This window comes from Halorhodospira sp. 9621 (genome assembly GCF_022228055.1).
Taxonomy (GTDB): Bacteria; Pseudomonadota; Gammaproteobacteria; order Nitrococcales; family Halorhodospiraceae; genus Halorhodospira; species Halorhodospira halophila_A.
Map to the genome: position 1 here is coordinate 51,641 of NZ_JAJNRD010000006.1, position 26,310 is coordinate 77,950.

Below are 26,310 nucleotides of genomic sequence, written 5' to 3' on the forward strand. Positions count from 1 at the left end.
GGAGGGGCGAGCCCGTGCGCAAGGCGATTCACGGCCTCGCCGGCCTGGCAGGTCTGTCACTGGTCTCGGTGGCGGCCGCGGTGGAGGTCAGCCTCGGTACCATCGAGGGCCGCTCCGAGGCCGGCGAGCCGGTTTCGGCGCGCATCCCTGTGCGGGATCTCGGTTCCGACGAGTTGGCGCGGCTCGATGTCGGCCTGGCCCCGGGGCGGATCTTCGATCGCGCCGGGATCGAGCGTGCGCCCGAGCTGTCGCTGCTCGACTTTGAGCTGATCGAGTCGGGCGAGGATGCCCCGTACATCGCCGTCACCAGCCAGCAGCCCATCGATGAGCCCCTGCTTGATTTCCTGGTCCAGGTCAGCTGGCCCGAGGGCGACCTGGTCCGCGAGTACACCCTGCTCCTCGAGCGGCCGACCACCGCCGACGACGATGCCCCGGCACAGGGGCAGCCACTGGCCCGCGAGGGCGAGCCGTTTGAGGAGGTGACCCGCGACGGTGAGCGCGAGCGCCGATCCACCGCCTATGGGCCGGTGGAGGAGGGGGATACCCTGTGGCGGATCGCGTCGGAGCACCGCCCCGATGACTCGGTGACGGTCGCGCAGACCATGCTGGCCATCCAGCGGCTCAATCCCCGCGCCTTCTCTGACGACAACGTCAACGACCTGCTCAGTGGGTGGTGGCTGAAGCTGCCCAGCCGCGAGCAGATCGAGCAGCTTTCTGCCGGCGAGGCCCAGGCGATCTACGAGGAGCACCTGGCCAGCTGGGTGCCGCCAGCCGAGCGACGCGCGGCGGTGGAGGAGCTCGACGAGTCGGTGCCTATCCCTGACCTGGCGGACCCCGACGCGCCCGTTGGGGAGGAAGAGGCGCCGACAGCCGAGGAGGGCCGTCTGCGCATCCTGGCCCTGGGCGATGAGGAAGGCACCGAAGAGGTGCTCTCGCTGCTTGATACCGAGCTGGAGGCCTCTGAGGCCAACGTACGCCGGTTGCAGGGGGCGCTGGCGGCCCTGCGGGAGGAGCGGGCGAGCCTGCGTTCGGAACGTGACAGCCTCCGGGCGCAGGTTGAGGATCTGAGCGAGCGGGTGGCGGCGCTCGAGCGGCTGGTGGACCTGGACATGGAAGGGGTGCTGCCGCCGCCGGATGCCGAGCCGACGCCGATCGTCCCGCTGCCCGAGGTGGACGAGCCCCTCGACCCCCTGGACGAGCCGGAGCCAGCGCCCGTCGAGGTTGAGCCGGAGGCGCCGGAGCGCGAGGAAGAGACGGAAGATGAGGTCGGCTGGGCGCAGTGGCTCTCCGGCGACGGCGACGTCACCGCTGCCGACCTCTGGCGTGACGAGGAGGCACGGCGGCAGATGCTGATCGCCACCGGAGGAACCCTGCTGGCGCTCGCTGTGGTCGCCGGCCTGTTGCTGCGCCGGCGGCGCCGTTCGGCGGAGCCTGATAGCCGGGAGGGGCTGCGCCTCGATCGCGGCGACCTCGATTTCGATTTCGACAGCGGGGCACGCCGCGACGCCCTCGAACTCGCCGACGAGTACCTGGCGGACGACGACCTGCGCCGGGCCCGGGACGTGCTCGAGCGCGGCATTCACCGCGAACCGGCACGCACCGATCTGCGCCTGCGGTTGCTCGAGGTGCACTCCCGCCTCGGCGATCGGGAGGCGTTCCTCAGCCAGGCCCAGGATCTCTATGACCGGACCCGCAGTGACGCCGACCCGACCTGGCAGGCAGCGGTGGCACTGGGTGTGGCCTTCGTGCCGGATAGTCCGCTGTTCGCCGATGCCGCGGCAGCAAGCCAGGCGCACGCCGACGAGGCGGAGGGCGAAGCGCAGGCGCCTGGGGGGGCGGCAGCCGATGGCGGTACGCCGGAGAGTCCGGCGCCCGAGGTCGAGGAGGGTCTGGATACCAAGCCGGATCTGGAAGACCTGGATCTGGGTCTGGACGCTGACGAGGGCGAAGGAGTCGGCAAGCAGGCGCCGGGCGAAGGCGAGGGCGAGGATGACTTCGATCGCCGTCTTGATGCGGCTTTTGACGAGCAGCCGCAGCCGGCGGAGCCCGAGGCCGCCGGGGGGCCGGCAGCTGCCGAGCCCGCCGAGGAGCCTGAGCCGGCCATGGCCCGCGAGCCGGAATCGAGTGCCGGCGCGCAGGACGTCGCCGATGAGCTCTTCGGCGGTGCGGATGCCAGCGGCGATGAACTCGACGAAATGGACCTCGACAGCCTGTTCAGCGAGGAGGAAGACGAGGGCGCCGAGGAGGGGCTCGGCCTGCAGGCGGACGAGGGTGCCGAGCCGGAGGCTGAGCCGGAGCCGTCCCTGGGGGTCGGTGAGGGGGATGAGGCCGACACCAAGCTCGACCTGGCCCGGGCCTACATCGACCTGGGGGATGAGCCGGGGGCCCGCAGCCTGCTCGAGGAGGTCCTGGAGGAGGGGACCGAGTCGCAGCGCGAGAGCGCCCGGCAGGTCCTGGCTGAGCTCGGCGGCGAGTAGGCGGGGCGGCCTTGGCGGGAGCGTGTACCGAGCAACGCATCGCGCTGGTGCTGGAGTATGACGGCACCAATTTCAGCGGCTGGCAGCGCCAGGACCACGCCCCCTCGGTGCAGCAGGCCCTCGAGCGGGCGGTGTCGCGGATCGCGGATCACCCCGTGACCGTGGTCTGCGCCGGGCGAACCGATGCCGGGGTGCACGCCGCCGCGCAGGTGGTTCATTTCGATACGACGGCGTCGCGCCCGCTGCACGCCTGGGTGCTAGGGACCAACGCGCAACTGCCCGAGACGGTCAGCGTGCGCTCGGCCCACGCCGTCGACGCCGATTTCCACGCCCGCTACCGCGCCCAGCGCCGTGGCTACCGCTACGTCTTCCTGAGCCGCCGCGCCCGCCCGGCGCTGTTGCGCCACCGGGTGGCGTGGACCCACCGCGAGCTCGATGCGGGGCGTATGCACCGGGCCGCCCAGGCCCTGGTCGGTGAGCAAGACTTCTCGGCCTTCCGTGCCGTCGCCTGCCAGGCACCCCACGCCGTTCGCGAGGTGTACCGGATCGATGTGCACCGCCACGGTGAGCTTCTGTTCATCGACATCGAGGCCAACGCCTTCGTGCACCACATGGTGCGCAACATCGCCGGGACGCTGATGGCCGTCGGAACCGGCGAGCAGGCTGAGCACTGGCCCGCCGATCTGCTGGCCGCGGGCGACCGGACCCGCAGCGGGATCACGGCGCCGGCGTCCGGGCTCTACCTGACCCGGGTGGTCTACCCGCCGCATTACGGACTCCCCGCCGAAGGGCACTGGCCGTTTTTGGCGTAAAGCCGGCCCACGCGGTAACATTTGCGCTTTCCTTGGAGCCGCCGAAGGGGGACGCCGAGCGTGCGCACGCGCGTCAAGATCTGCGGAATCACCCGCCCTGAAGATGCCGCGACCGCCGTGGAGTTGGGGGCCGATGCCATCGGCCTGGTCTTCTGCGATGCCAGCCCGCGTGCGGTGGATATGAAAGAGGCCCGCGCCATTGTGGCCGCGGTCCCGGCCTTTGTCTCCGTGGTCGGCCTGTTTGTCGATCCCAAGCCGGGGCAGGTGGAAGTGGCGCTCGAGGGGCTGCACCTTGATACCCTGCAGTTCCACGGCGATGAGGCGCCTGAGCTCTGCCGCTTCTACGAGCGCCGTTACGTCAAGGCGGTGCCCATGGGCGGCGGGGTGGATCCTCAGGATTATGTGGCGGCCTATCCCGATGCCAGCGGGTTCCTGTTCGACAGCCACCGCCTGGGCGAACGGGGTGGCCGGGGCGAGTCCTTTGATCACGACACGATCCCGGGCGGCGTGCGGGGGCTTACGGTGGCCGGCGGCCTGAACGCCGAGAATGTGGCGGGGGTGGTGCGCAATGTGCGCCCCTTCGCCGTGGATGTCAGCAGCGGCGTCGAGTCGGAGCCGGGGATCAAGGACCGGGAGCGCATAGCCCGGTTTCTCGCGGAGGTGGAACGTGGCGACGAGACCTGAGCAGTACGGCGGCGATCCCGCCGGGGAGCACGACGGGCACTTTGGCCGTTTCGGGGGACGGTTCGTCTCCGAGACCCTGGTGGGGCCGCTTGAGGAGCTGGCCGAGGCGTACGCGGAAGCGCGTCGCGATCCGGCCTTTCAGGATGAACTCGACCGCGAGCTGCGCGATTTCGTCGGCCGACCGACTCCGCTGTATTTGGCCGAGCGGCTGACCGCCAGCGCCGGCGGGGCGCGCATCTATTTCAAGCGTGAGGACCTGGCCCATACCGGCGCGCACAAGGTCAACAACACCGTCGGCCAGGCGGTGCTGGCCGCACGCATGGGCAAGACCCGGATCATTGCCGAGACCGGGGCCGGCCAGCACGGCGTGGCCACGGCGACGGTGGCCGCGCGAATGGGCCTGGAGTGCGTCGTCTACATGGGAGCCGACGATGTGCAGCGCCAGGCCGCCAACGTCTATCGGATGCGCCTGCTTGGTGCGGAGGTCCGCGCCGTGGATGCCGGTACGCGCACCCTCAAGGACGCCATGAACGAGGCGATGCGCGACTGGGTGGCGAACGTCGACAACACCTTCTACATCATCGGCACCGTCGCCGGCCCCCACCCCTATCCGACCCTGGTGCGTGATCTCCAGCGGGTCATCGGCGTCGAGACCCGGGCGCAGATGCTGGAGCGCGAGGGCCGTCTGCCCGATGCCGTGGTGGCGTGCGTCGGCGGCGGCTCCAATGCCCTGGGCATCTTCCACCCGTTCCTCGACGACGCCGCTGTCCGGCTGGTGGGTGTCGAGGCCGGTGGCGAAGGCGTGGCCAGCGGTCGGCATGCCGCTCCGCTCAATGCCGGACGGCCCGGGGTGCTGCACGGCGCGCGCAGCTACCTGATGGAGTCCGACGAGGGGCAGATCATCGGCACCCACTCCATCTCGGCCGGCCTCGACTACCCCGGCGTCGGCCCCGAGCACGCCTGGCTGAAGGATACCGGGCGCGCCGAGTACGTCGCGGTCACCGATGCCGAGGCGCTCGCGGCGTTCCACCGGCTCAGCCGAACCGAGGGCATCCTGCCGGCGCTGGAGACCGCCCATGCGGTCGCCTACGCCGAAAGCCTGGCCGCGGAACTCGGGCCGGACGCCACCCTGGTGGTCAATCTCTCCGGACGGGGTGACAAGGACATCGCCACTGTCGCGGCGCAGGAGGGCATCGAACTGTGAGCCGCATCGCTGAACGTTTCCGCACTTGCCGCTCCGCCGGGCGAACGGCCCTGATCCCGTACATCACCGGTGGTGATCCGTCGCCCGACGACACCGTGCGCCTGATGCACGCCCTGGTGGCCGGCGGCGCCGACATCATCGAGGTTGGCGTCCCGTTTTCCGATCCGATGGCCGACGGCCCTGTGATCCAGGCCGCCTGCGCCCGGGCACTGGCGGCGGGGACGACGCCGGCGCGGCTGTTCGAGGTCGTGCGCCGTTTCCGCGAGGACGATCCGGATACGCCGGTGGTCTTCATGGGTTACGCCAATATCCTCGAGGCTGCCGGCTACGGCGCCTTTGCGCGCGATGCCGCCGCCGCCGGTGTCGATGGGCTGCTGACGGTTGATCTGCCCCCGGAGGAGGCCGAAGAGCTGGCCGACGAGGCGCAGGCCCACGGCCTCGATCTCATCTACCTAGTGGCGCCCAACACCAGCGCCGCCCGCCTCGAGCGGGTCTGCTCGGTGGCCGGCGGGTTCGTCTACGCGGTCGCCCTCAAGGGGGTCACCGGTGCGGCGGACCTGGATGCCGGGTTGGTGGAGCAGCAGGTCACCGGTATCCGCCGCGTCACTGATCTGCCGGTGGCCGTCGGGTTCGGGGTGCGCGACCCGCAGAGCGCTGCGGCGCTGGCGCCTTGCGCCGACGGTGTGATCGTCGGCAGCGCGCTGGTGCGCATGATCGGCGAACACGGCGCGGCGGCGGATCTGCCCGAGCGCCTGCGCGATGCCGTCCGCGCCCTGCGCCGGGCGATGGACGAGACGACGACGGGGGGTGATTCGTGAGCTGGTTTCAGAAACTCATGCCGCGGCGCATCCGGACTGAGGCCGGACCGCGCAGCCGCAGCGTCCCCGAGGGGCTGTGGACCAAGTGCGAGTCGTGTCAGGGCATCCTTTACCGCCCGGATCTGGAGCGCAACCTCGAGGTCTGCCCGAAGTGCGATGCACACATGCGGATCTCGGCGCGGCAGCGCCTGCGGCTGTTCCTGGACGAGTCCTGCGAGGCCGTGGAGATCGGCGCCGAACTGCAGCCCTCGGACTTCCTGCGTTTTCGCGACAGCAAGCGCTACCGGGATCGGCTGACCCAGGCCCAAAAGGCTACCGGCGAGAACGACGCCCTGGTGGCTATGCGCGGTGCGGTCCATCAGCGGCCCGTCGTCGTCTGCGCGTTCGAGTTCGGATTCATGGGCGGGTCCATGGGCACCATCGTTGGCGAGCGCTTCTGCCGTGCCGCCGAGGAGGCCCGGGCCCACGACATCCCGCTGGTCTGTTTCTCGGCCTCGGGCGGGGCGCGCATGCAGGAGGCGCTGTTCTCGCTGATGCAGATGGCCAAGACCTCGGCGGCCATTTCGCGGCTCAACGAGGCCCGGGTGCCGTATATCTCCGTGCTCACCGATCCGACCATGGGCGGTGTCTCGGCCAGCCTGGCCACGCTGGGCGATGTCATCATCGCCGAGCCCGGGGCGTTGATCGGCTTCGCCGGTCCCCGGGTGATCGAGCAGACCGTGCGCGAGACCCTGCCCGAGGGGTTTCAGCGGGCCGAGTTCCTGCTCGAGCACGGCGCCATCGACATGATCGTCGACCGGCGCGAGATGCGCGACGAGATCGCCTCGCTGATGGGCAAGCTCGGCGGCGATGTCTCGGTGGCGCCCGCTCCGGCGGTGGAGTCCGAGCCGACGGCTGCCGAGGCGCAGGGCACCGAGGCCGGCGAGCCGACCGAGGGAGACGGCTCCGGCGAGGCGGGTGACGGTCCGGCCGACGCCGGTGAGGACGGGGGCGGCTCACGCAACGCATGAACGACGCCCGCACGGCGCAGCCGGCAGTCCCGGCGGATCTCGATGGCTGGCTGGCACGCCTGGCAGCGGCCCACCCGACGGCCATCGACCTGGGCCTTGAGCGGGTGGCCGCGGTGGGTCGGCGCCTTGGTGTCCTCGATCCCACCGCGCGGGTGATCACCGTCGGCGGGACCAACGGCAAGGGGAGCGTGGCGCGGACCCTCGAGGGTGTGCTGAACGGTCTTGGCGTGGCCACGGCACTCTACACCTCGCCGCATTTCCAGCGCTTCAACGAGCGCATGCGCATCGATGGCGCGGAGGTCAGCGATGCCGCGCTGATCGAGGCGCTGGGTCGGGTCGAGCAGGCCCGGAGCGAGGCGGGCGTAAGCCTGACCTACTTCGAGCACACCACCCTCGCAGCCTTCGACCTCTTCGGGCGCAGTGGCGCGGCGGTCTGGATCCTCGAGGTGGGCCTGGGCGGCCGGCTGGACGCAGTGAACACGGTGGATGCTGATATCGCCGTGGTGACCCGCATCGCCCGCGATCATGCCGAGTTCCTGGGTGACGACCTCGAGGTGATCGCCGCGGAGAAGGCCGGCATCTTTCGCTCCGGCCGGCCGGCGGTGATCGGTCAGCCGGATGCGCCGGCGGCGCTGCGTCGGATCGCCCTGGAGGTCGGTGCCGGACTGGTGGAGGCCGGGGACGCCTTCACCTGGGGGGAGGGGGACGACGGGCTCTGGTGGTGGCGCTGCGCCGGACACCACTGGTGCGGCCTGCCGGCGCCCGGGGTCTCCGGCCGGGCGGCGCGCGGTAACGTGGCCACCGCCCTGGCCGCTCTGGTTCAGCTGCCGGAGGGCACCGGTGCGGATCCGGAAGCCGTTGCCCGCATCCTCGGCCGGATCCGCGTCCCCGGACGGCTGGAGCGGATCGGGACCGGGTCACTGGAGTGGCTGTTGGATGTCGCGCATAATGCCGATGGGGCGGAAGAACTCGCCCGGGTGCTCGACGACGGGGCGGCGTCCGGGTGGACGCGGGCTGTATTCGCCGTGGCGTCGCGCAAGGACGTCGGCGCGCTGATTGGCGCGCTGAGCGGCCGGATCGATGCCTGGTACCTGCCGCAGCTCGACGAGCCGGATATGCGTCACGCCGATGAATTGGCCCGTGAGCTTGCCGCAGCCGGGGAACCGGTGGTCCACTGCGGCGACGACGTGGCGGCCACCCTGGCCGTACTGGAAGAACAGGCCCGCCCCGGTGACCGGGGGGTGGTGTTCGGTTCCTTCCGTACTGTGGCCGCCGTACAAGCGCAGAAAGGCTGGGGGTAGGCGATGGATCCAAGCACGAAAAGACAGCTGGTTGGCGCCGCGGTCCTGGTCGCCCTGGCCGTGATCTTCCTGCCGATGATCTTCTCTGGTTCCGACGATGCCGAGGATGTGGACGTCCCCGTGGAGGTGCCGCCGCGGCCCGACGAGCAGCCGGAGCCGGAGGAACTCGCCGAGCAGCCGCCTGAGGGCCTGGAGGACGAGCCGGAGGACTTCAGCACCGACGAGCCGGTTGGGTTCGAGGAGCCGGAGGCACCGCGGGACGGGGACGACGACGAGACCCGGCGTGACGACCCCGAGGCGCGGGAGCCCGCCGCCGATGACGAAGCCGAAGACGTCGTGAGCGAAGACGACGACGTTAATGGTGTAGTGGACGAGGTGGACGGTATCGCCATTGTCAGCCGCGACCAGGGGGCGTACTCCGTCCAGGTGGGCAGCTTCCGGGAGGCGGACAACGCCGAGCGCGAACGCGATCGCATCCGCGAGCTGGGGCTACCGGCCTATATCCAGTCGGCCGAAGGGGACGGAAGCTTCCACCGCGTCCGTGTCGGGCCGGTCATGGAGCGTGACGAGGCGCAGGCGCTGCTCGAGCGCGCCGTCGATGAGGCGGGGGTCGAGGGCTACGTGGTCACGCGATGAACTGGCTGGACCTGGCCATTCTCGGTGTCATCGCCCTGTCGGCGGGGATCAGCCTGATCCGCGGTTTCGTCCGCGAGGTGCTCTCTGTGCTGGTCTGGGTGGCCGCCTTCTGGGTTGCGGTGCGCTACTCCGGGGCCGTGGCGCTGCTGCTCGAGGAGTGGATCGCATCGCCGACGATCCGCCTGGGTGCCGGTTTCGTGGTGCTTTTCGTGGGAACACTGATCCTCGGGGCGCTGCTCAACAACGCCCTGTCGGCGTTGGTGACGCGCACCGGTCTGGGCGGCACCGACCGGCTCCTGGGGGTGCTGTTCGGGGCTGCGCGCGGGGCGGTGGTGGTGGCGCTGGTGGTGCTGCTGCTCGGGTTCTCGCCGATGACCCAGGAGCGGGCCTGGGAGGAGTCCGTCGTGCTGCCGGGGATCAAGCCGTGGATCTGTCGAGCCGGCCTGGACGCCTGGCTGGAAGACTTTGATTGGCAGCCGCCTGTTGAGGGCGAGGCAATGGAGGGCTTCGATGGCTTGCCGGATTACTGGGCTGAATACTGCGCCGGCCGGCGGCCGTGAATCCGCCCGCCGTGCCGGCGCCCAGCAAGAGGTAGGAGCAATCCATGTGTGGCGTAATCGGAATGGTGGCCAAGGGGCCGGTGAACCAGGACCTCTACGAGGGGCTGACCGTGCTCCAGCACCGGGGTCAGGACGCTGCCGGGATCATCACCTATGACCAGGGGCAGCTGAGTCTGCGCAAGAGCAACGGGCTGGTCCGGGATGTCTTTCGAACCCGGCACATGATGCGCCTGACCGGCAATATCGGCATCGGCCACGTCCGCTACCCCACCGCCGGCTGCGAGAGTTCCGCCGAGGCGCAGCCCTTCTATGTCAATTCGCCCTACGGCATCTCGCTGGCGCACAACGGCAATCTGACCAATACCGAGGAGCTCAAGCAGGAGCTCTTCCGCACCGACCGGCGCCATATCAACACCAATTCCGACTCCGAGATCCTGCTCAATATCCTCGCCCACGAGCTGAGTGTCTCGCCCCACGACCGGCTCGAGCCCGGCGACCTGTTCAGCGCCGTCGAGCAGGTCCACCGACGCTGCCACGGGGCCTACTCGGCCGTGGCGATGATCAACGGCTACGGTATCCTTGCCTTCCGGGATCCTTTTGGAATCCGCCCGCTGTGCTTTGGCGAGCGCGATACCGAGCAGGGGCGGGAGTACCTGATCGCCTCCGAGAGCGTGGCCCTGGACATGCTCGGCTTCCGCCTGGTGCGCGAGGTAGCCCCGGGCGAGGCGATCTTCATCGACATGGCTGGCGAGCTCCACACCCGGCAGTGTGCCGAGGATCCGGTCCATGCGCCGTGCCTGTTCGAGTACGTCTACCTCTCCCGGCCCGACTCCATCGTCGACGGGGTGGCCGTGCACAAGGCGCGGTTGCGCATGGGTGAGCGGCTGGCCGCGAAGATCCGGCGCGAGTGGCCCGAGCACGATATCGATGTGATCATCCCGATCCCGGACACCAGCCGTACGGTGGCGATGCAGCTGGCCTATCAGCTGGGTGTGGAGTCCCGTGAGGGCTTCATCAAGAACCGCTACGTGGGGCGTACGTTCATCATGCCCGGGCAGGCGGCGCGCAAGAAGTCAGTACGTCAGAAGCTCAACCCCATTCCGCTGGAGTTCGAGGGCAAGAACGTCCTGCTGGTGGATGACTCGGTCGTCCGCGGCACCACCTCGCAGCAGTTGGTGCAGCTGGCCCGGGAGTCCGGGGCGCGGCGGGTCTACCTGGCCTCTGCGGCGCCGCCGGTGCGTTACCCCAATGTCTACGGCATCGATATGCCCGCCCCCGAGGAACTCATCGCTCACAATCGGGACGAGGCCGAGATCACCGAGGCCATCGGGGCCGACCGAATGATCTACCAGGAACTCGCTGACCTGGAGGCCGCCGTGGCCGATGGCAATCCGCAGATCCGGCAGTTCGACAGCTCGTGCTTCAATGGTCAGTACGTCACCGGTGGCGTGAGCCAGGACTACCTGCGTGGCCTGTCCCAGGCGCGGGCCGATGCCGCCAGGGAAAAGGCGCGCAGCGACCAGGACTTGGAGATCGTGGATGTGCACAACCAGGCCTGACGACGAGCCGCTCTCCGGGTTTGATTCCCGGGCGGTGCGAGCCGGGCAGGTGCGGACCGATGGCCAGGAGCAGTCGGAGCCCATCTACCCGACCTCGAGCTTCACCTTTGAGAGCGCCGCTCAGGCGGCCGCCCGGTTCTCCGGCGAGGAGCCGGGCAACGTCTACTCGCGTTTCACCAATCCAACGGTGCGGACCTTCTGCGACCGCCTGGCGGCCCTGGAGGGCGGTCAGGCCTGCGTCGGGACGGCCTCGGGCATGTCCGCGGTCCTGGCGACGTGCCTTGGCCTGCTGCAGTCCGGGGACCACGTGGTCGCGTCGCGGACCCTGTTCGGGACCACGCTGTCGCTGTTCACCAAGTACCTGCCGCGCTGGGGGATCGAGGTCAGCTGGGTGCCGTTGAGCGACGAGGGGGCCTGGGCCGGGGCGATCCAGCCGAATACGCGTCTGCTCTTCGCCGAGACGCCCTCCAACCCGCTCAACGAGGTCGCTGACATCCGCCGCCTGGCGGAGATCGCGCACGCCCACGACGCCCTGCTGGCGATCGACAACTGCTTCTGTACCCCCGCCCTGCAGCGGCCCCTGGAGCTTGGGGCCGATCTGGTGGTCCACTCGGCGACCAAGTACCTGGATGGCCAGGGGCGCTGTGTCGGCGGCGCGGTGGTGGGCGACGCCCAGCGGGTGGGCGAAGAGATCCACGGTTTCATCCGCACTGCCGGGCCGTGCATGAGTCCTTTCAATGCCTGGGTGTTTCTCAAGGGGCTGGAGACGCTTTCGCTGCGCATGCGCGCCCACAGTAGCCATGCCCAGCAGGTGGCCGAGTGGCTGCGGGATCATCCGCGGGTCGAGCGGGTCTACTACGCGGGGCTGCCGGACCATCCGCACCACCGGCTGGCGGCGGCGCAGCAGAGTGGCTTTGGCGGGATCGTTGCCTTCGAGCTGGCTGGCGGACGGGAGGCGGCCTGGCGCGTGATCGATAGCACCCGCATGCTGTCGATCACCGGCAACCTCGGCGATACCAAGTCCACCATCACGCACCCGGCGACCACCACCCACGGCACCATCACCGACGAACTGAGGGCGGCGGCCGGCATCGGCGAGGGGCTGGTCCGGATCTCCGTCGGCCTGGAGGATCCGGCGGACATCATCCGCGACCTGGAGCGCGGCCTGGGCAGCGCCTGAGCGGTCGGGTTGCTCAGGCGGTAGGCAGATCCGCCGTGTGGGCGCGGATGGTGTTCAGCAGACCGCTGTGGACCTTGGGGGCGCCGGCGACGACATGGCCGGTGGCGAGGGCGCGATCCTCGCCCGTGATGTCCGTCACAATGCCGCCGGCCTCACGGACCAGCAGGGTGCCGCCGGCGATGTCCCACGGTTTCAGGCCCAACTCGAAGTAGCCGTCCAGCCGCCCGGCGGCGACGTAGGCCAGGTCCAGTGCCGCGGAGCCGGCACGGCGCATGTCTTCGGCGTGCTCGGTCAGGGCGGAGAACATCCGCAGGTAGGCCGGCATCAGGGCCTGGTTCTTGAACGGAAAGCCGGTCCCGATCATCGCCCCGTCCACCCCGCGGCGCTGCGGTACGCGGATGCGGCGGCCGTCGAGCTGCGCCCCGTTGCCCCGTGAGGCGGTGAACAGCTCTTGGCGCAGCGGGTCGTAGACGGCGGCTGCCTCCAGCTGGCCGTCCTTCTGCACAGCGATCGACACGCCGATGTGGGGGTAGCCGCGGAGGAAGTTCGCCGTCCCGTCCAGCGGGTCGATGATCCACGTATACTCCGCCTCACCCTGCGCGCGCCCCTGCAGGCCACTCTCCTCGGCGAGTATGGCGTGCTGCGGGTAGGCGCGCTGGATGGTCTGCACGATCGCCGCCTCGGCCTGGCGATCGATGTCGCAGACGAAGTCGTAGCGTCCCTTGGTCTCGACCCGGACGCGGTCGAGGCGGTCGATGTTGCGGACGATTAGATCACCACCAGCCCGTGCGGCACGGACTGCGATGTTGACCATTGGGTGCATCGGGAAAGCTCCTACGCTGGACGCGGTACAGGATAACAGCAAAACTGATGCGATTCAGACCGGGAGGCCATCTTGAGCCTTGAGCGCACTCGTATTGTGTTGGTCGGGACCACGCACCCCGGCAATATCGGCGCCGCCGCGCGCGCCATGCGCACCATGGGGCTGCGGGATCTGTGTCTGGTGGATCCGCAGTGCGACCCCGATGACCCGGAGGCCGTCGCGCGGGCGGCCGGGGCCGGCGAGGTTCTGGAGCAGGCGCAGCGCTATCCGGATCTCGCCTCGGCGCTGGCCGGCTGTCGTCTGGCCTTCGGGCTCTCGGCGCGTATCCGCGCCGAGCGGCAGCCCCGGCTGGCGCTGCGCCCGGCGGCCGAGTCGGCCGCCGCTGAGGGGGGCGAAGGGGGGTTGGCGTGGGTCTTCGGTCGGGAGCGCACCGGCCTGACCAACGCCGAGCTGGATCATTGCCACTACCTCGTGCAGATCCCGACCGACGCGGATTACAGTTCCCTGAATGTGGCTCAGTCCGTGCAGCTGGTAGCGTGGGAGCTGCGCATGGCGGCCGAGGTGGGGGGCGCACTGCCGCAGCCCGAGACGGAAGAGCCGCCCGCCGCCGTGGATACGCTGGAGCGCTTCTTCGTTCACCTGGAGGAGATGGCCGGTCGAGTCGGCTACCTGGACCGGCACAACCCCGCGCTGACCATGCGGCGGTTGCGCAACATCTTCCGCCGTGCGCGGTTGACCGAGGACGAGGTGCGGATGCTGCGCGGGCTGCTCAGCCACGTGCTCAATCCGCGCCGCTGGCGCAAGTAGGACCGTTGTAAAGGGTAAATGGATGCTGCGACGCCTGCGTGAGGACATCCGGTGTGTCATGGATCGCGATCCGGCCGCCCGGAACGCCTTCCATGTGGTGACCACCTATCCCGGTTTCCACGCCCTGATCCTGCACCGCATCAGCGCGCGGCTCTGGCGCTGGCGGCTGCGATGGCTGGCGCGCATGCTGGGGCTGTTCAGCCGCTGGGTCACGGGGATCGAGATCCACCCGGCGGCGCGCATCGGCCGGCGCTTCTTCATCGACCACGGCATGGGGGTGGTCATTGGCGAGACTGCAGACATCGGCGACGACGTCACCCTCTACCACGGCGTCACCCTGGGCGGGACCAGCTGGCAGTCGGGCAAGCGCCACCCGACCCTGGGCAATGACGTCGTGGTCGGCGCCGGCGCCAAGCTGCTTGGACCCATCCGTGTGGGTGGCGGGGCGCGCATCGGCTCGAATGCTGTGGTGCTCAAGGATGTCCCCGACGGGGCGACTATGGTGGGGATCCCGGCGCGCCAGGTCGGCGAGCGCAAGCGCGACGTTGACGGGGACGAGCAGCGAGCCCGGGTGGCGCGGCGAATTGGCTTCGATGCTTACGGGACCACCGAGATGCCGGACCCGGTGGCCCAGGCGGTGAACGCGATCCTCGATCATATCCACGTCACCGATCGGCGCATTGAGGAGCTGTGCAGCGCCGTGCAGCAGATGGGCGGGCGGCTTGAAGAGACCCGCGTGCCGGATCTGGAGGTCGACGAGACGTCGGTCGAGAAGGCGTGCGGCGAGCACCACCGGGACGCTTCCCGCTAGCTGCCGGAACCCCCTAGAATGCAGACAGATGCGCCGTTACGGCGCGCCCAGTGACAGGAGGCAAGTCATGCCCGTAACCCTGACCGAACGTGCCGCGCGGCATGTCGAGAAGATGCTCGCCAGCCAGGATGCTGACCGGGCCCACGGCCTGCGCCTGGGGATCAAGGCCAGTGGCTGCTCCGGCTTCGCCTACGTGGTCGATTACGCCGAGGAGATCGGCGATCAGGATCTTGTCGTCGAGAGCCACGGGGTGAAGGTGGTGATGGCGCAACAGCACCGGCCGTTTCTGGAAGGCACCGAGGTGGACTACGTGCGCGACGGTATCAATTACCGTTTCGATTTCCGCAACCCGAACGTCCGCGATCTGTGTGGGTGCGGCGAGAGCTTTGCCGTGTGAACGGCCCAACCGCGGCGAGATTGTCGGCGCCCGGAACGGAGGGGTAGACTGTCCGACTGCCCAAGGCGCCGCAGCATTCCAGCGCTGCGGCTTTTTTGTTGAACGCGAGCATTCATCAGTCAGGAGATCCTAATGGCCGTCGAGCGAACCCTTTCCATCATCAAGCCGGATGCCGTAGCGCAGAACGCGATCGGCGAGATCCTTGCCCGCTTCGAGCGCTCTGGCCTGCGCGTGGTGGCTGCGCGCATGGTTCGGCTGAGCACCGAGCAGGCCGAGAGCTTCTACGCTGTGCACAGGGAGCGTCCGTTCTTCAATGACCTGGTCGGCTTCATGACCTCCGGGCCGGTGATGGTGCAGGTTCTCGAGGGCGAGGACGCCATCCGCAAGAACCGCGAGATCATGGGCGCCACCAACCCCAAGGAGGCGGCTGCAGGCACCCTCCGCCACGACTACGCGGAGAGCATCGATGCCAATGCGGTCCACGGGTCGGACAGCCCCGAGACGGCGGAACAGGAGATCGAGTTCTTCTTCAAGGCCGATGAGATCTGCTCCCGCTGACCACGAGGCGGTGCACGCCGAGCGCCAGTCGGGCCCGGTCGAGCTGCTCGGGCTCGATCGGCCGCGGCTGGCCGCTTTCTTCGATGCCCTGGGCGAAAAGCGGTTCCGCGCCCGGCAGATGATGCAGTGGCTGCATCAGCGCCACGTCTACGATTTCGACGAGATGACCGACCTGAGCAAGGCGCTGCGCCAGCGGCTGCGCGAGAACGCCCGGGTCGGTCTGCCCGAGGTGGCCGCCGACCAGCAGGCCAGCGACGGCACCCGCAAGTGGGTGGTGCGCCTGGCCGACGGCAACTGTGTCGAGGCCGTCTACATCCCGGAGCCGAAGCGTGGGACGCTGTGCGTCTCCTCGCAGGCCGGCTGCCCGATGGGCTGCACCTTCTGCGCTACGGCGGAGGGCGGGTTCTCGCGGAATCTCAGCGCCGCCGAGATCGTCGGTCAGGTTCACATCGCGCGCCGCCACCTGCCGGAGGGGGCGATCACCAACATCGTCTTCATGGGCATGGGCGAGCCGCTGCTCAACTTCGACCCGGTCATCTCGGCGTCGCGGGTGTTCACCGACGATTTCGGGTTCGTTCTCTCCAAGCGTCGGGTCACGATCTCGACCTCGGGAGTGGTCCACGCCATCGAGCGGATGCAGCGCATCACGGACGTGAGTCTGGCGGTCTCACTGCACGCTCCGAATAACGAGCTGCGCAACGAGCTGGTTCCGCTCAATCGCAAGAACCCTCTGGAGCGCCTGCTGCCGGCCTGCCACGCGTACATCGCCGACAAGCCCCATAGGCGCATCACCTGGGAGTACGTCATGCTCGATGGGGTCAACGACCAAGACGAGCACGCCCGGGAGCTGATCGAGCGGCTGCGGGGGATTCCGTCCAAGGTGAACCTGATCCCGTTCAATCCCTACCCGGGGGCACGCTACGGCCGCTCGCCACAGCGGCGGGTGCGCCGCTTCGCGGATCGACTGCTCGAGCACGGCCTGACCGCGACCATCCGCGAAACCCGTGGTGATGATATCGATGGGGCGTGCGGCCAGCTCGTCGGCGAGATCCGCGATGCGCGGCCCAGTAAGGTGGCGGGAACGGCGTGAAGCGCACGGGGCCCATGCTGGCGGCCCTGCTGGCGGTCGGGTGCGCTGCCGGGCCCGAGATGCCGGATGACCAGCGCGCAGCCGACAGCCACGCCGGGGCAGGGCTTCATCTGATCGCCCATGCGCAGCCGGAGGCCGCCCGCTCGCGCCTGGAGCGGGCGTTGCAGATCGATGGAGAACACCCACAGGCGCTTTCCGGCATGGGGCTCGTGGCCGAGTCGCAGGGCGATCTGGAGATGGCCCACGAATACCATCGGCGTGCCGCGCAGGCCGCTCCGGACTCGGGGCCTATCCTGAACAACCGGGGGCGGAGTCTGTGCCGTGCCGGGCAAGTGGATGAGGCGCTGGAGGTCTTCGGGGATGCCGCCGGGGCGGGTGGCTATGATTCCGCCGAAGTGCCGTTGACCAACGCCGCCCGCTGCGCCCTCGATGCGGGGCGCGAGGATGCCGCTGCCCGCCGCGCCGATGCTGCCGTCGAGGCGGCACCGGGGTTTGCCCCGGCGCGTGTGGTGCGCGGGGAGCTGCGTTACCGCCAGGGGGCGCTGGAGGCGGCCGCCGAAGACTTGGAACGTGCCCGTGACAGCGGTGGCGCCGGGGCGCGCGGCCTTTACTGGTCGGCACGCGTGGCGGCCGAGCAGGGGCGGCCGGAGGAGGCGGCCGCCTTCGCCGAGATGCTGGCCGAGCGTTTCCCTGGTTCGGGGTGGAACGAACGTTTGCACGCGGATGAGGTCGGGCCATGACTGATGAAACGGGGCAGGACGACAGCGACGGGGCGCGGCCCCGGGCCGATGCCCCGGATGATGCCGGGGACAAGGGCGCCCGGCCGTCGCCGGGGCAGCAACTGCGCCGCGCCCGTGAGGCGCAGGGGCGTACCGTGCGTGCGGTGGGGTCGAGTCTCAACCTGTCGGCGGACCGGGTGACGGCCCTCGAGGAAGATGACGACGAACGTCTGCCGCCGCCAACCTTCGTGCGCGGTTACCTACGCGCCTATGCGCGCCTGGTCGAACTCGATCCCGAGGCGGTGGTCGAGGCGTACAACCGGCGCCGGGGCAGCGATCCGGCCAGCGAGGAGCGGGCCGTGGGCAATGTGGGAGCCGTTGAGCCCCGACCGGCCGGGCGCCGCCGGCGGCGCTGGTTGCCGTTGATGCTCCTTGTGCTGCTGCTCGCCGTGGCCGTGGTGATGACCGCAATCCTGCTCGATGGTGGCGAGCCGGAACCGACAGGCCCGGGCGAGGACGGTGCACAGGCCCGGGAGGCCTCCGCCGCGCAGGTGGGCACGCCGGTCGCCGGTGTGCCTTGGACGTCGATGGAGTCGGAGTAGCGTTTTGTCAAAAAAGGGGATTCAGAGCGTTCGCGGGTTCTCGGATATCCTTCCGGAGGAGAGCCCGCTGTGGCAGCGCGCCGAGTCGGTGATCCGCCGGGTCCTGGAGGCCTACGGTTATCGCGAGATCCGGCTGCCGGTGCTCGAGCGCACCGAGCTGTTCAGCCGGTCCATCGGTGAGGTCACCGATATCGTCGAGAAGGAGATGTACACCTTCGACGATCGCAATGGCGACAGCGTCACGTTGCGCCCTGAGGGTACGGCCGGCTGTGTACGCGCCGGCATCCAGTCCGGTCTGCTGCACAATGCCGAGCCGCGGCTCTGGTACGCCGGCCCCATGTTCCGGCACGAGCGGCCGCAGAAGGGGCGGCTGCGGCAGTTCCATCAGGTCGGGGCCGAGGTTTTCGGGATCCCCGGGCCCGAGCTCGACGCCGAGATGATCATCATGACCGCGCGCATGCTGCGTGAGCTGGGACTGCCCGATGTGCGCCTGCAGCTCAATTCGCTCGGCACCCCGGAGAGCCGCGCGGCCCATCGCGAGGAGTTGGTCGCCTACCTGCGCCGCCACGAGGACCGGCTCGACGAGGACGCGCGGCGACGCCTGGAGACAAATCCGCTGCGCATCTTCGACAGCAAGAACCCGGAAGTGCAGCAGATCATGGCCGATGCGCCACGGCTGATGGACTGCCTCGATGCTACCTCGGCGGAACACTTCGACACGGTACGGAACCTGCTTGAGCGGGCCGGCGTCGAATACGAGGTGAATCCCTCGCTGGTGCGGGGGCTCGACTACTACACGCGCACGGTCTTCGAATGGGTGACCGATCGACTCGGTGCCCAGGGCACGGTCTGCGCCGGCGGGCGCTTCGACGGGCTGGTCGAGCAGCTCGGTGGCCGCCCGACCCCGGCGATCGGTTTCGCCCTGGGATTGGAGCGGTTGGTGGCGTTGCTCGAGGAACAGGGGGTGCCCGGTCAGGGCGGGGTGCCCCACGCCTACCTGGTGGTGGCCACCGAGGTCGGGGCCGGGCTGGAGACGGCTGAGGCCCTGCGTGACGCGCTGCCGGAACTGCGTCTGCAGACCCATGCCGGCGGTGGCGGCTTTAAGGCGCAGCTCAAGCGCGCCGACCGCAGTGGTGCCCGGGTGGCCCTGATTCTCGGTGACGAGGAGCATGCGGCCGGTGCACTGACGATCAAGGATCTGCGTGGCGAAGACGGGCAGCAGCGGCTGCCCTTCGACGACGCAGTCAAATATCTGCGAGGGCTGATCGGGGCGTAGCCCCGGTCGCTGGCAAGGGGACTGGAGATGGAGCGCACCGACGACGAACAGCTTCAGCAGCTCAAGGACTGGTGGCGGCGCAACGGTGGGTCGATCATGCTGGGTTTGACCGCGGCGCTGCTGATCGTGGCCGGCTGGTGGGGCTACGGCACCTGGCAAGAGCGAGGCGCGCAGCAGGCCGCCGCGGCCTACGCCGAGTTCCTGCAGGCCACCCGGTCCGGTGAGCCCGAGATGGCCGAGCAGGCGGGCCAGCGGGTGCTCGACGATCACGCCCGCAGCGGTTACGCAGGGCTGACTGCGTTGCGCATGGCCCGTATCCAGGCCGAAGCCGGCGCGTACCGGCGTGCGGCGGAGACGCTCGGCTGGTTGATCGACAACGCCGACCATAGCGCCATGGCGGAGCTCGCCCGGCTGCGCCAGGCCCGGGTCCTCGGCGAGGTTGACGCGGAGGAGGCCCTGGCGGCGCTGGAGGGTTCTGTCTCGGCTGGTTTTGCGGCCGCCTATGCCGAGCTGCGTGGTGACCTGCTCCGCGAGCTCGGTCGCTATGACGAGGCCACCGAAGCATATCAGCAGGCGCTGGATCAGGAAGGATTGGGCGCACAGTCACGCGAGCTGGTCCGCCTGAAGCTGCAGGCCGTGGAGAGTGAGGCGTGATCCGCGCGGGACTGCGTTCCATCGGGGTTGCTGCGGTGCTCGGCATGGCGGCCGGTTGCGCGCTGCAGGATCCGCTGCCCAACCCGCAGGTCGAGGCCACCGACACGCTGGATGTCGAACTGGTCTGGAGCGGGCGGCCGGTGGGTAGCCTGGAGTCCGGCGCCTTCGCTCTGGAGCCGGCTTACGCGGACGGCGTGCTGTACGTGGCTGACGCCCGCGGCTGGGTCCGGGCCCTCGATGCCGAGACCCGCGAGGGGCTGTGGCACGATCGCCTAAACCGTCCCCTGTCCGCCGGTCCGGTGGTCGCCGGTGACCGCTTGCTGGTGGGGGATCGCAAGGGGCGGGTCTACGCGTACGAACGGGACAGCGGCGAGCCGGCGTGGATGACCGGCCTCTCGGCCCAAGTGCTGGCGAGCCCGCGCTACACCCGCGGGATGGTGGTGGCGCGTAGCGCCGATGGCCGGATCTACGGCCTCGACGCCGAGGACGGGTCGCGGCAGTGGATCTTCGACCGCAGCATCCCCGCCCTGACCCTGCGTCGCAACAGCGCGCCGGCGGTCAGCGGCGGTACCGCGGTGGTGGGTCTGCAGAACGGGCGACTGGTGGCGCTGAACGTGGCCGATGGCAGCGTGCGCTGGGAGCACACCCTCACCGAGCCGCGGGGACGGACTGAACTCGAGCGTATGTCGGACATCGCCGCCGATCCGGTCATTCACCGCGGTGCCGCCTACGCCGTGGCCTATCAGGGGGCGATCGGTTCGGTCCGCATCGCCAGCGGGGCCCAGGCCTGGAGCCGGGATGTGGCAAGCCATCGAGGGCTGGTCGCTCAGGGCGAGGAGGTCTACCTGGCCGCCGATGACGGGCGGGTCTGGGCCTTCGATCGGCGTAACGGTGCCACCGCCTGGCGACAGGAGGCCCTCGAGGGGCTGGCCCTAACGCGCCCTGTGGTCCACGAGGGCTACCTGGTGATGGGCGACGATGCCGGACACGTCAACTGGCTGCGCCTGCGCGACGGAGAGCTGGTGGCGCGGGAGCGCCTCTCTGACGTGCCCCTGGAGAGGCCTCCGGTGGTCACCGGCGACGGCGATGTCTACGTCTTGGATGCCCGCGGCCGCATGACGGCGCTGCGCCTGCATTAGGCGCGGCGCCTGCGGGCGCCGCTACTGGCACTCCCCCACGGAGGTGGGGCGGCAGCGCCGGCCGTCGGTCCACAGGGTGCTGCCGAGGCGGGCCTCGGTGAACTCGGCGCCGCTGAGGTCCGCGCCGCGCAGGTCGGCCCGCCCCAAGTCGGCGTCCGTGAAGTCCACATCGACTAGGTTCGCATCGCGCAGATCCACTTGCCGCATCTCCGCTCCCGAGAGGTTGGCCCCCTCTAGATCCGCGCCGTTGAGATCGGCCCCGGCCAGCTTCGCCCTCGCTGCCTGCAGCTCGCGCAGGCCCGTGCGCCGCAGCGAGGCACCGCTCAGATCGGCGTCCTGCAGGCTGGCGCCGCGCATGCGGGCGCTGTTGAGGTCGATACCGGTGGCGATGGCGCCGTCGAGCCGGGCACCCTCAAAATCGGCGCGGCCTGCCCGGGCGTCTCGCAGGTCGCTGCCCGAGAGGTCGGCGTCGGTAAAATCCCCGGAGCTCAGCCGGGCCCGCGACAGGTTGGCGTCGCGCAGGTTGACGCCGGCGGCGCTGACACTGGTCAGGTCTGCCCGCCGCAGGTGGGCCCCCTCCAGGTTGGCCCCTTCCAGTCGGCTGCGTCCGAGTACCGCCCCCTCTAGGTCCTCACCGGCGAGCTGTGCCTCGCTCAGGTCGCAGTTGAACCAGTTGACGCCGGGGGCGGGCGCGTCATTGCAGGTGGCCAGGGCCGGTGATACGCTCGCGCCCAACATCGCCACCGCGGCGACTCTGCATACGTGCCGTCTCATCAGCCTTTCGTCTTCTTGTTCGTTTGCGTTCGTGTCGCAGGCCCCTCGGCCTCGACGGCATATCCCACTAAACGATATACGAGGTGAATCAATGCGGCTCATTCTATTAGGCCCTCCGGGCGCCGGGAAAGGTACGCAGGCTGCCCATATCTGTGAGGCCTTCGGCATCCCTCAGATCTCCACCGGTGACATGCTGCGCGCCGCCGTCAAGGCCGGCACCCCGCTCGGGCAGCAGGCCAAGAAGATCATGGATGAGGGTGGCCTCGTGTCGGACGATATCATCCTTGGCCTGATCGAGGAGCGGGTCGCTCAGCCAGACTGCGGCAACGGCTTCCTGTTCGATGGTTTCCCGCGGACGATCGCCCAGGCGGATGGCCTGAACGAGCAGGGGATCGGCATCGATGCCGTGGTCGAGATCCAGGTGCCCGACGAGGAGATCGTCGATCGGATGGCCGGGCGGCGCGTCCATCCCGGTTCCGGGCGGGTCTACCACATCAAGCACAATCCGCCCCGCGAAGAGGGCAAGGACGACGTCACCGGCGAAGACCTGGTCCAGCGCGATGACGATCGCGAGGAAACCGTCCGCCACCGCCTTTCGGTGTATCACGAGCAGACTCGGCCGCTGGTCGACTACTATTCCCAGTGGGCGCAAAAGGGTGGTGCCGATGCGCCCGCCTACATCACCGTCGACGGGCAGCGGCCCGTGGAGACGGTGCGGGACGAGATCCTCGCCGCGCTCAAGGCGCGTTGATCGGACAGGCGGCGAGGGCTTGTCGGCCCTCGCCGCTTTCTGGAGGTGTGCCTGGCCATGTGGATTCGACGTCTGCTTGCCGTCCTGCTCGCCTACTTCCTCTCGGCCGTGCCGCTGGGCAGTGCCGAGACAACGCCGGACGCCGATGAGGAAGCGGCCGGTACGGCGCTGATGCTCGAGGTCAAGGGGCCCATCGGCCCGGCAACCACCGACTATATCGTCCGCGGCCTCGCCGAGGCGCAGGAGCGCGGCGCCAGGCTGGTCATCCTGCGCATGAACACCCCGGGCGGCCTCGATGACGCCATGCGCGACATCATCAGCGAGATCCTCGCCAGCGAAATCCCCGTGGCCACCTATGTCGCGCCCAGTGGTTCCCGGGCGGCGAGTGCCGGGACCTACATCCTCTACGCCTCCCATGTTGCGGCCATGGCGCCGGCAACCAACCTGGGTGCGGCCACGCCGGTGCAGATCGGCGGTGGCGGTGGTGGGATCTTCCCCGGCGGGGACGACGAGGAGCGCGACGGCGAGGGCTTCGACGAACTCCAGGATCTGCTCGGCGAGGACGACGACGAGGAAGCCCGCGACGAGGACGAGCCGGCGGAAGAGCGGGCGGACGAGCGCCCGGATGCCATGGAGCGCAAGATCATTGAGGACGCGGTCTCCTACATCAAGGGCCTGGCCGAGCTGCGCGGGCGCAACGCCGAGTGGGCGGAGAAGGCGGTGCGCGAGTCGGTGAGCGCCTCGGCCAGCGAGGCGGCCGAGCTGGGGGTGATCGACTTTGTCGCCGAGGACGTGGACGAACTCCTCGCCAAGGCCGACGGCATGGTGGTCAAGTTCCCGGTGGGCGAGCGCGCCATCGAGACCGCCGGTCTGGAGGTGGAGCTGCTCGAGCCGGATTGGCGCAACCGCCTGCTGGCGGTGATCACCAATCCCAACGTGGCCTATATCCTGATGCTGGTCGGGATCTACGGCATCATCTTCGAGCTGATCAATCCCGGCTCCCTGGTGCCGGGGGTGCTCGGCGGCATCAGCCTGCTGCTGGCGCTTTACGCCTTCCAGGCCCTGCCGATCACCTACGCCGGGTTGGGGCTGATCGGGCTGGGGATCGCCTTCATGATCGCCGAGGCGTTCATGCCCAGTTTCGGGATCATGGGCATCGGTGGAGCCGTTGCCTTTGTGCTCGGTTCGATCATGCTGTTCGATACCGATCTCGAGGCCTTCCAGGTCTCGATCGGCCTGATCGCCGGGTTTACGGTCGCTAGCCTGATCGTCTTCACCGGGGTGGCCACCATGGCCGCTCGGGCGTGGCGACGGCCGAAGCTCGGCGGGGCCGATGAGCTGATCGATGCCGAGGCCATCGCCGAGGAGGCTTTCGATGCCACGGGCCATGTGCGCTACGCCGGCGAGCGCTGGAATGCCGTGGCGGTCCGCCCGGTGCGTAGCGGTCAGCGGGTGCGGGTGGTCAGCAAGGAGGGACTGACGTTGAGGGTCGAACCCAATGAGTGAACCGGGGATGGATTCGGACACGATCTACCAGGAGGCGCTGAGCCGGGTGCACCAGGTGCTGGAGCGGGCCCGGGCCACGGACCTGCCGGAGCCTACCGCCGGCGTTCTGGCGACGGTCGGCCCCGACGGCTGGCCGGCGGCGCGGACGGTGTTGCTCAAACAGCTGGACCACCAGGGCGCCGTGTTCTACACCAATCGCAACAGCCGCAAGGGGCAGCACCTGGCGGCCAATCCCCGCGCGGCGCTGTGCTTCCATTTCCAGCCCCTCTACGAGCAGGTCGAGATTCGCGGCGTGGTAGCAGCGGTGAGTGCGAGTGAGGCGGACCACTACTGGGCGCAGCGGGAGCGGCTCAGCCAGCTGGGAGCGTGGGCCTCGCATCAGTCCGACCCGCTGGCCAGCCGTCACGAGCTGGAGGCCCGCCTGGAGGAGGTCGAGTCGCGCTTCCCGGAGCGGGTGCCGCGTCCCCCGCACTGGTCCGGTTACCGTATAATCCCGTCCAGTATCGAACTCTGGTCGGCCGGTGACGGACGCCTGCATCAGCGCGAGCGATACGAGCACCGACCGGACGGCTGGAGCCATTTCCTGCTCAATCCGTGATGGGCGTATCGGGCCGAAAGGGAGCGTGATGGAGGATCTGTCCAGGTACTCGGTGGAGCAGTTGCGCGACCTGCGCAAGGATGTGGAACGCGAGATCGAGCGCCGTCGCCGGGAGAACATCGTCCAGGCGCGGCGCGAGCTGAAAGCCATCGCCGAGCGCTACGGATTCGCCCTCAGCGATCTGCTTGAGGGCATGCGCGGGACGGGGGACTCCGGCTAGTGGCGCTGGCGGTCCGTGGCCTCGGCGCAGGCGCGCAGCCGGGTGGAGACCTCCACAGGGTAGAGGTCCGGCTCCGCCTCCAGCGCGCGGCAGGCCTCGGGCAGGGCGGCGAGCCCCTCCCGCACTCGCTCGCGGATGGCGGCGGTGCCCTCCGGGGAGCGGGTACGCTGGCCGCCGTCCATGACTTCGGTGAGCAATGGCGCCCCGGGCAGCTCCTCCTCGGCTAGGCAGAGGGTGTCGCCGGCGGCCACACCATCGACGAAGCGCCGCCGGACCTGCTTGCGGCCCGGCCAGTGCATCTTCCCCACGGAGCGTTTGCGCCGGGCAACGCCGCGATACTCCTGTAGCTTGTACGCCATGTCCAGGTGGGGCTGATCGGCGGCGGTGTCCATCCGTGTGCCCAGGCCGAAACCGTCGATGGGGGCTGCGTCGGCGCGCAGGCGGGCGATGGCATACTCATCCAGGTCACCGCTGACCAGGATGCGCACCTGCTCCAGCCCACCCTCGTCCAGGATGCGGCGCACGCGTCTGGCTTCGGCCCCGAGGTCGCCGCTGTCGATGCGCACGCCGTGGACGGGGTGGCCCTCCCGGGCAAGCTGGACCGTCTTCCGAGCCCCGTCGGCGGTGTCGTAGGTGTCGATCAGCAGCACCACGTTCCGCGGATGGGCGGTGGCGAAGGCGCGGAAGGCGTCGATCTCGCGGTCGAAGGCGAGCACGTAGGAGTGGGCCATTGTGCCCACGGTGGGGATGTCGTACCGGGCGCCGGCCAGACAGGTGGCGGTGCCGGCGTAGCCGGCGATCCAGGTGCTGCGTGCAGCGGCCATGGCGGCCTCGGCGCCGTGGGCGCGGCGCATGCCGAAGTCCACCAGGCTGCCGCCCCCGGCGGCCAGTACCGCGCGGGCGGCCTTGCTGGTGAGCAGGCTGTGCAGGTGGACTAGGTTCATGACCCGGCTCTCGATCAGCTGGGCCTCGGGCAGCGGGGCGGTCACACGCAGGATCGGCTCCTGGGGGAAGAGGATGGTGCCGTCCGGCACGGCCTCGACGTGACCGGTAAAGCGCAGCTGTGCCAGTTCTTCGGCCAAGCCGGCGCGGAAGTGTCCGCAGGTCCGGATCCAGTCCAGCTCCGCGTCGCCAAAGCGCATCTCCGTCAGCCAGTCGACCACTGCCTCGATGCCCGCGGCGATGTAGAAACCGCGTCCCGGGGGCAGCTTGCGGCTGAACAGCTCGAAGGAGGCCGGGGCGTCCATGCCCTGCTGGAGGTAGCTGTCGACCATGGTCAGCTGGTAGAGGTCGGTCAGCAGCGGGCTGTGGGCCGGTTCCATGAGAGCTCCCTCGGATGGTGCG

General features: G+C 69.5%; 28 protein-coding genes. 25 read left to right on the plus strand and 3 right to left on the minus strand.

The features are described from left to right. Positions 1 to 14 precede the first annotated feature (14 nt). The 11 genes from LRF89_RS04775 to LRF89_RS04825 are packed head-to-tail and all read left to right on the plus strand — an operon-like array spanning position 15 to position 12,241. Positions 15 to 2,477, plus strand: coding sequence for a FimV/HubP family polar landmark protein (locus tag LRF89_RS04775; RefSeq protein WP_238636679.1), 2,463 nt, complete (start codon positions 15 to 17; stop codon positions 2,475 to 2,477). An 11-nt stretch (positions 2,478 to 2,488) separates the two neighbouring features. Continuing rightward, a complete protein-coding gene (gene truA, locus LRF89_RS04780) occupies positions 2,489 to 3,289 on the plus strand; it encodes a tRNA pseudouridine(38-40) synthase TruA (protein ID WP_201171584.1) in 801 nt (266 codons plus the stop codon). Between the two features lie 60 nt (positions 3,290 to 3,349). Beyond that, positions 3,350 to 3,973, plus strand: coding sequence for a phosphoribosylanthranilate isomerase (locus LRF89_RS04785; RefSeq protein WP_201171582.1), 624 nt, complete (start codon positions 3,350 to 3,352; stop codon positions 3,971 to 3,973). Next, positions 3,957 to 5,177, plus strand: a complete 1,221-nt coding sequence (gene trpB / locus LRF89_RS04790) for a tryptophan synthase subunit beta (RefSeq protein ID WP_201171580.1) — start codon at positions 3,957 to 3,959, stop codon at positions 5,175 to 5,177. Before LRF89_RS04785 ends, trpB begins: the two co-directional genes overlap by 17 nt. Then, the gene (gene trpA / locus LRF89_RS04795) at positions 5,174 to 5,995 is read left to right on the plus strand and encodes a tryptophan synthase subunit alpha (protein ID WP_201171578.1); all 822 of its coding nucleotides are present in this window, start codon (positions 5,174 to 5,176) and stop codon (positions 5,993 to 5,995) included. The genes trpB and trpA overlap by 4 nt, the downstream gene beginning before the upstream one ends. Further along, positions 5,992 to 7,005, plus strand: a complete 1,014-nt coding sequence (gene accD / locus LRF89_RS04800; RefSeq protein ID WP_238636680.1) for an acetyl-CoA carboxylase, carboxyltransferase subunit beta — start codon at positions 5,992 to 5,994, stop codon at positions 7,003 to 7,005. The genes trpA and accD overlap by 4 nt, the downstream gene beginning before the upstream one ends. Further along, positions 7,002 to 8,306 (plus strand): bifunctional folylpolyglutamate synthase/dihydrofolate synthase, encoded by a 1,305-nt coding sequence (locus LRF89_RS04805; protein ID WP_238636681.1) that lies wholly within the window; start codon positions 7,002 to 7,004, stop codon positions 8,304 to 8,306. Before accD ends, LRF89_RS04805 begins: the two co-directional genes overlap by 4 nt. A gap of 3 nt (positions 8,307 to 8,309) precedes the next feature. Then, the gene (locus tag LRF89_RS04810) at positions 8,310 to 8,942 is read left to right on the plus strand and encodes an SPOR domain-containing protein (RefSeq protein WP_201171563.1); all 633 of its coding nucleotides are present in this window, start codon (positions 8,310 to 8,312) and stop codon (positions 8,940 to 8,942) included. After that, positions 8,939 to 9,502, plus strand: coding sequence for a CvpA family protein (locus LRF89_RS04815; RefSeq protein ID WP_201171555.1), 564 nt, complete (start codon positions 8,939 to 8,941; stop codon positions 9,500 to 9,502). The genes LRF89_RS04810 and LRF89_RS04815 overlap by 4 nt, the downstream gene beginning before the upstream one ends. Before the next feature lie 44 nt (positions 9,503 to 9,546). Beyond that, entirely contained in the window at positions 9,547 to 11,061 is a 1,515-nt protein-coding gene (purF, locus tag LRF89_RS04820; RefSeq protein WP_201171553.1) for an amidophosphoribosyltransferase, read from the plus strand. Beyond that, positions 11,042 to 12,241, plus strand: a complete 1,200-nt coding sequence (locus LRF89_RS04825; protein WP_201171551.1) for an O-succinylhomoserine sulfhydrylase — start codon at positions 11,042 to 11,044, stop codon at positions 12,239 to 12,241. The genes purF and LRF89_RS04825 overlap by 20 nt, the downstream gene beginning before the upstream one ends. Before the next feature lie 13 nt (positions 12,242 to 12,254). On the opposite strand, the gene LRF89_RS04830 is transcribed toward LRF89_RS04825, so the two are convergent. Then, positions 12,255 to 13,064 carry an inositol monophosphatase family protein gene (locus tag LRF89_RS04830; protein WP_201171549.1) on the minus strand — a complete coding sequence of 270 codons (810 nt, stop codon included), beginning with the start codon at positions 13,062 to 13,064 and terminating at the stop codon, positions 12,255 to 12,257. Positions 13,065 to 13,136: 72 nt separating this feature from the next. On the opposite strand from LRF89_RS04830, the gene LRF89_RS04835 reads away from it, so the two are divergent. From LRF89_RS04835 to bamB, 10 genes are all read left to right on the plus strand, one after another. Beyond that, entirely contained in the window at positions 13,137 to 13,871 is a 735-nt protein-coding gene (locus LRF89_RS04835) for an RNA methyltransferase (RefSeq protein WP_201242090.1), read from the plus strand. Between the two features lie 22 nt (positions 13,872 to 13,893). Further along, positions 13,894 to 14,682: a serine O-acetyltransferase gene (cysE, locus tag LRF89_RS04840; RefSeq protein ID WP_201171543.1), complete on the plus strand. Its 789-nt coding sequence runs from the start codon at positions 13,894 to 13,896 to the stop codon at positions 14,680 to 14,682. 67 nt (positions 14,683 to 14,749) lie between these two features. Continuing rightward, positions 14,750 to 15,079 carry a HesB/IscA family protein gene (locus tag LRF89_RS04845; RefSeq protein WP_201171540.1) on the plus strand — a complete coding sequence of 110 codons (330 nt, stop codon included), beginning with the start codon at positions 14,750 to 14,752 and terminating at the stop codon, positions 15,077 to 15,079. Positions 15,080 to 15,211: 132 nt separating this feature from the next. Then, positions 15,212 to 15,637: a nucleoside-diphosphate kinase gene (gene ndk, locus LRF89_RS04850; protein WP_201171538.1), complete on the plus strand. Its 426-nt coding sequence runs from the start codon at positions 15,212 to 15,214 to the stop codon at positions 15,635 to 15,637. Next, positions 15,618 to 16,727 carry a 23S rRNA (adenine(2503)-C(2))-methyltransferase RlmN gene (rlmN, locus tag LRF89_RS04855; RefSeq protein ID WP_207190351.1) on the plus strand — a complete coding sequence of 370 codons (1,110 nt, stop codon included), beginning with the start codon at positions 15,618 to 15,620 and terminating at the stop codon, positions 16,725 to 16,727. Before ndk ends, rlmN begins: the two co-directional genes overlap by 20 nt. Then, positions 16,724 to 17,467: a tetratricopeptide repeat protein gene (locus LRF89_RS04860; protein ID WP_201171536.1), complete on the plus strand. Its 744-nt coding sequence runs from the start codon at positions 16,724 to 16,726 to the stop codon at positions 17,465 to 17,467. The genes rlmN and LRF89_RS04860 overlap by 4 nt, the downstream gene beginning before the upstream one ends. After that, a complete protein-coding gene (locus LRF89_RS04865; RefSeq protein ID WP_201171533.1) occupies positions 17,464 to 18,048 on the plus strand; it encodes a helix-turn-helix domain-containing protein in 585 nt (194 codons plus the stop codon). The genes LRF89_RS04860 and LRF89_RS04865 overlap by 4 nt, the downstream gene beginning before the upstream one ends. Before the next feature lie 4 nt (positions 18,049 to 18,052). Further along, a complete protein-coding gene (hisS, locus tag LRF89_RS04870; protein WP_201171530.1) occupies positions 18,053 to 19,324 on the plus strand; it encodes a histidine--tRNA ligase in 1,272 nt (423 codons plus the stop codon). A gap of 27 nt (positions 19,325 to 19,351) precedes the next feature. Further along, positions 19,352 to 19,978, plus strand: coding sequence for a YfgM family protein (locus LRF89_RS04875; protein ID WP_201171527.1), 627 nt, complete (start codon positions 19,352 to 19,354; stop codon positions 19,976 to 19,978). After that, positions 19,975 to 21,117: an outer membrane protein assembly factor BamB gene (bamB, locus tag LRF89_RS04880; RefSeq protein WP_201171524.1), complete on the plus strand. Its 1,143-nt coding sequence runs from the start codon at positions 19,975 to 19,977 to the stop codon at positions 21,115 to 21,117. The genes LRF89_RS04875 and bamB overlap by 4 nt, the downstream gene beginning before the upstream one ends. A 21-nt stretch (positions 21,118 to 21,138) precedes the next feature. Here the strand turns inward: bamB and LRF89_RS04885 are convergent, their stop codons facing one another. Next, positions 21,139 to 21,891 carry a pentapeptide repeat-containing protein gene (locus tag LRF89_RS04885; protein WP_201242084.1) on the minus strand — a complete coding sequence of 251 codons (753 nt, stop codon included), beginning with the start codon at positions 21,889 to 21,891 and terminating at the stop codon, positions 21,139 to 21,141. A 91-nt stretch (positions 21,892 to 21,982) separates the two neighbouring features. Here LRF89_RS04885 and adk point away from each other — a divergent pair, with 91 nt between their 5' ends. The 4 genes from adk to LRF89_RS04905 are packed head-to-tail and all read left to right on the plus strand — an operon-like array spanning position 21,983 to position 24,966. Beyond that, entirely contained in the window at positions 21,983 to 22,642 is a 660-nt protein-coding gene (gene adk, locus LRF89_RS04890; protein WP_201171518.1) for an adenylate kinase, read from the plus strand. A gap of 57 nt (positions 22,643 to 22,699) precedes the next feature. Further along, positions 22,700 to 24,148: an NfeD family protein gene (locus LRF89_RS04895; protein ID WP_201171515.1), complete on the plus strand. Its 1,449-nt coding sequence runs from the start codon at positions 22,700 to 22,702 to the stop codon at positions 24,146 to 24,148. 7 nt (positions 24,149 to 24,155) lie between these two features. Continuing rightward, positions 24,156 to 24,746 (plus strand): pyridoxamine 5'-phosphate oxidase, encoded by a 591-nt coding sequence (gene pdxH / locus LRF89_RS04900; RefSeq protein ID WP_238633482.1) that lies wholly within the window; start codon positions 24,156 to 24,158, stop codon positions 24,744 to 24,746. Between the two features lie 28 nt (positions 24,747 to 24,774). Beyond that, a complete protein-coding gene (locus tag LRF89_RS04905; RefSeq protein WP_201171510.1) occupies positions 24,775 to 24,966 on the plus strand; it encodes an H-NS histone family protein in 192 nt (63 codons plus the stop codon). Here the strand turns inward: LRF89_RS04905 and LRF89_RS04910 are convergent. Further along, positions 24,963 to 26,288, minus strand: coding sequence for a nicotinate phosphoribosyltransferase (locus LRF89_RS04910; RefSeq protein WP_201171508.1), 1,326 nt, complete (start codon positions 26,286 to 26,288; stop codon positions 24,963 to 24,965). The two genes, LRF89_RS04905 and LRF89_RS04910, sit on opposite strands and share 4 nt — an antisense overlap. Positions 26,289 to 26,310: the final 22 nt, after the last annotated feature.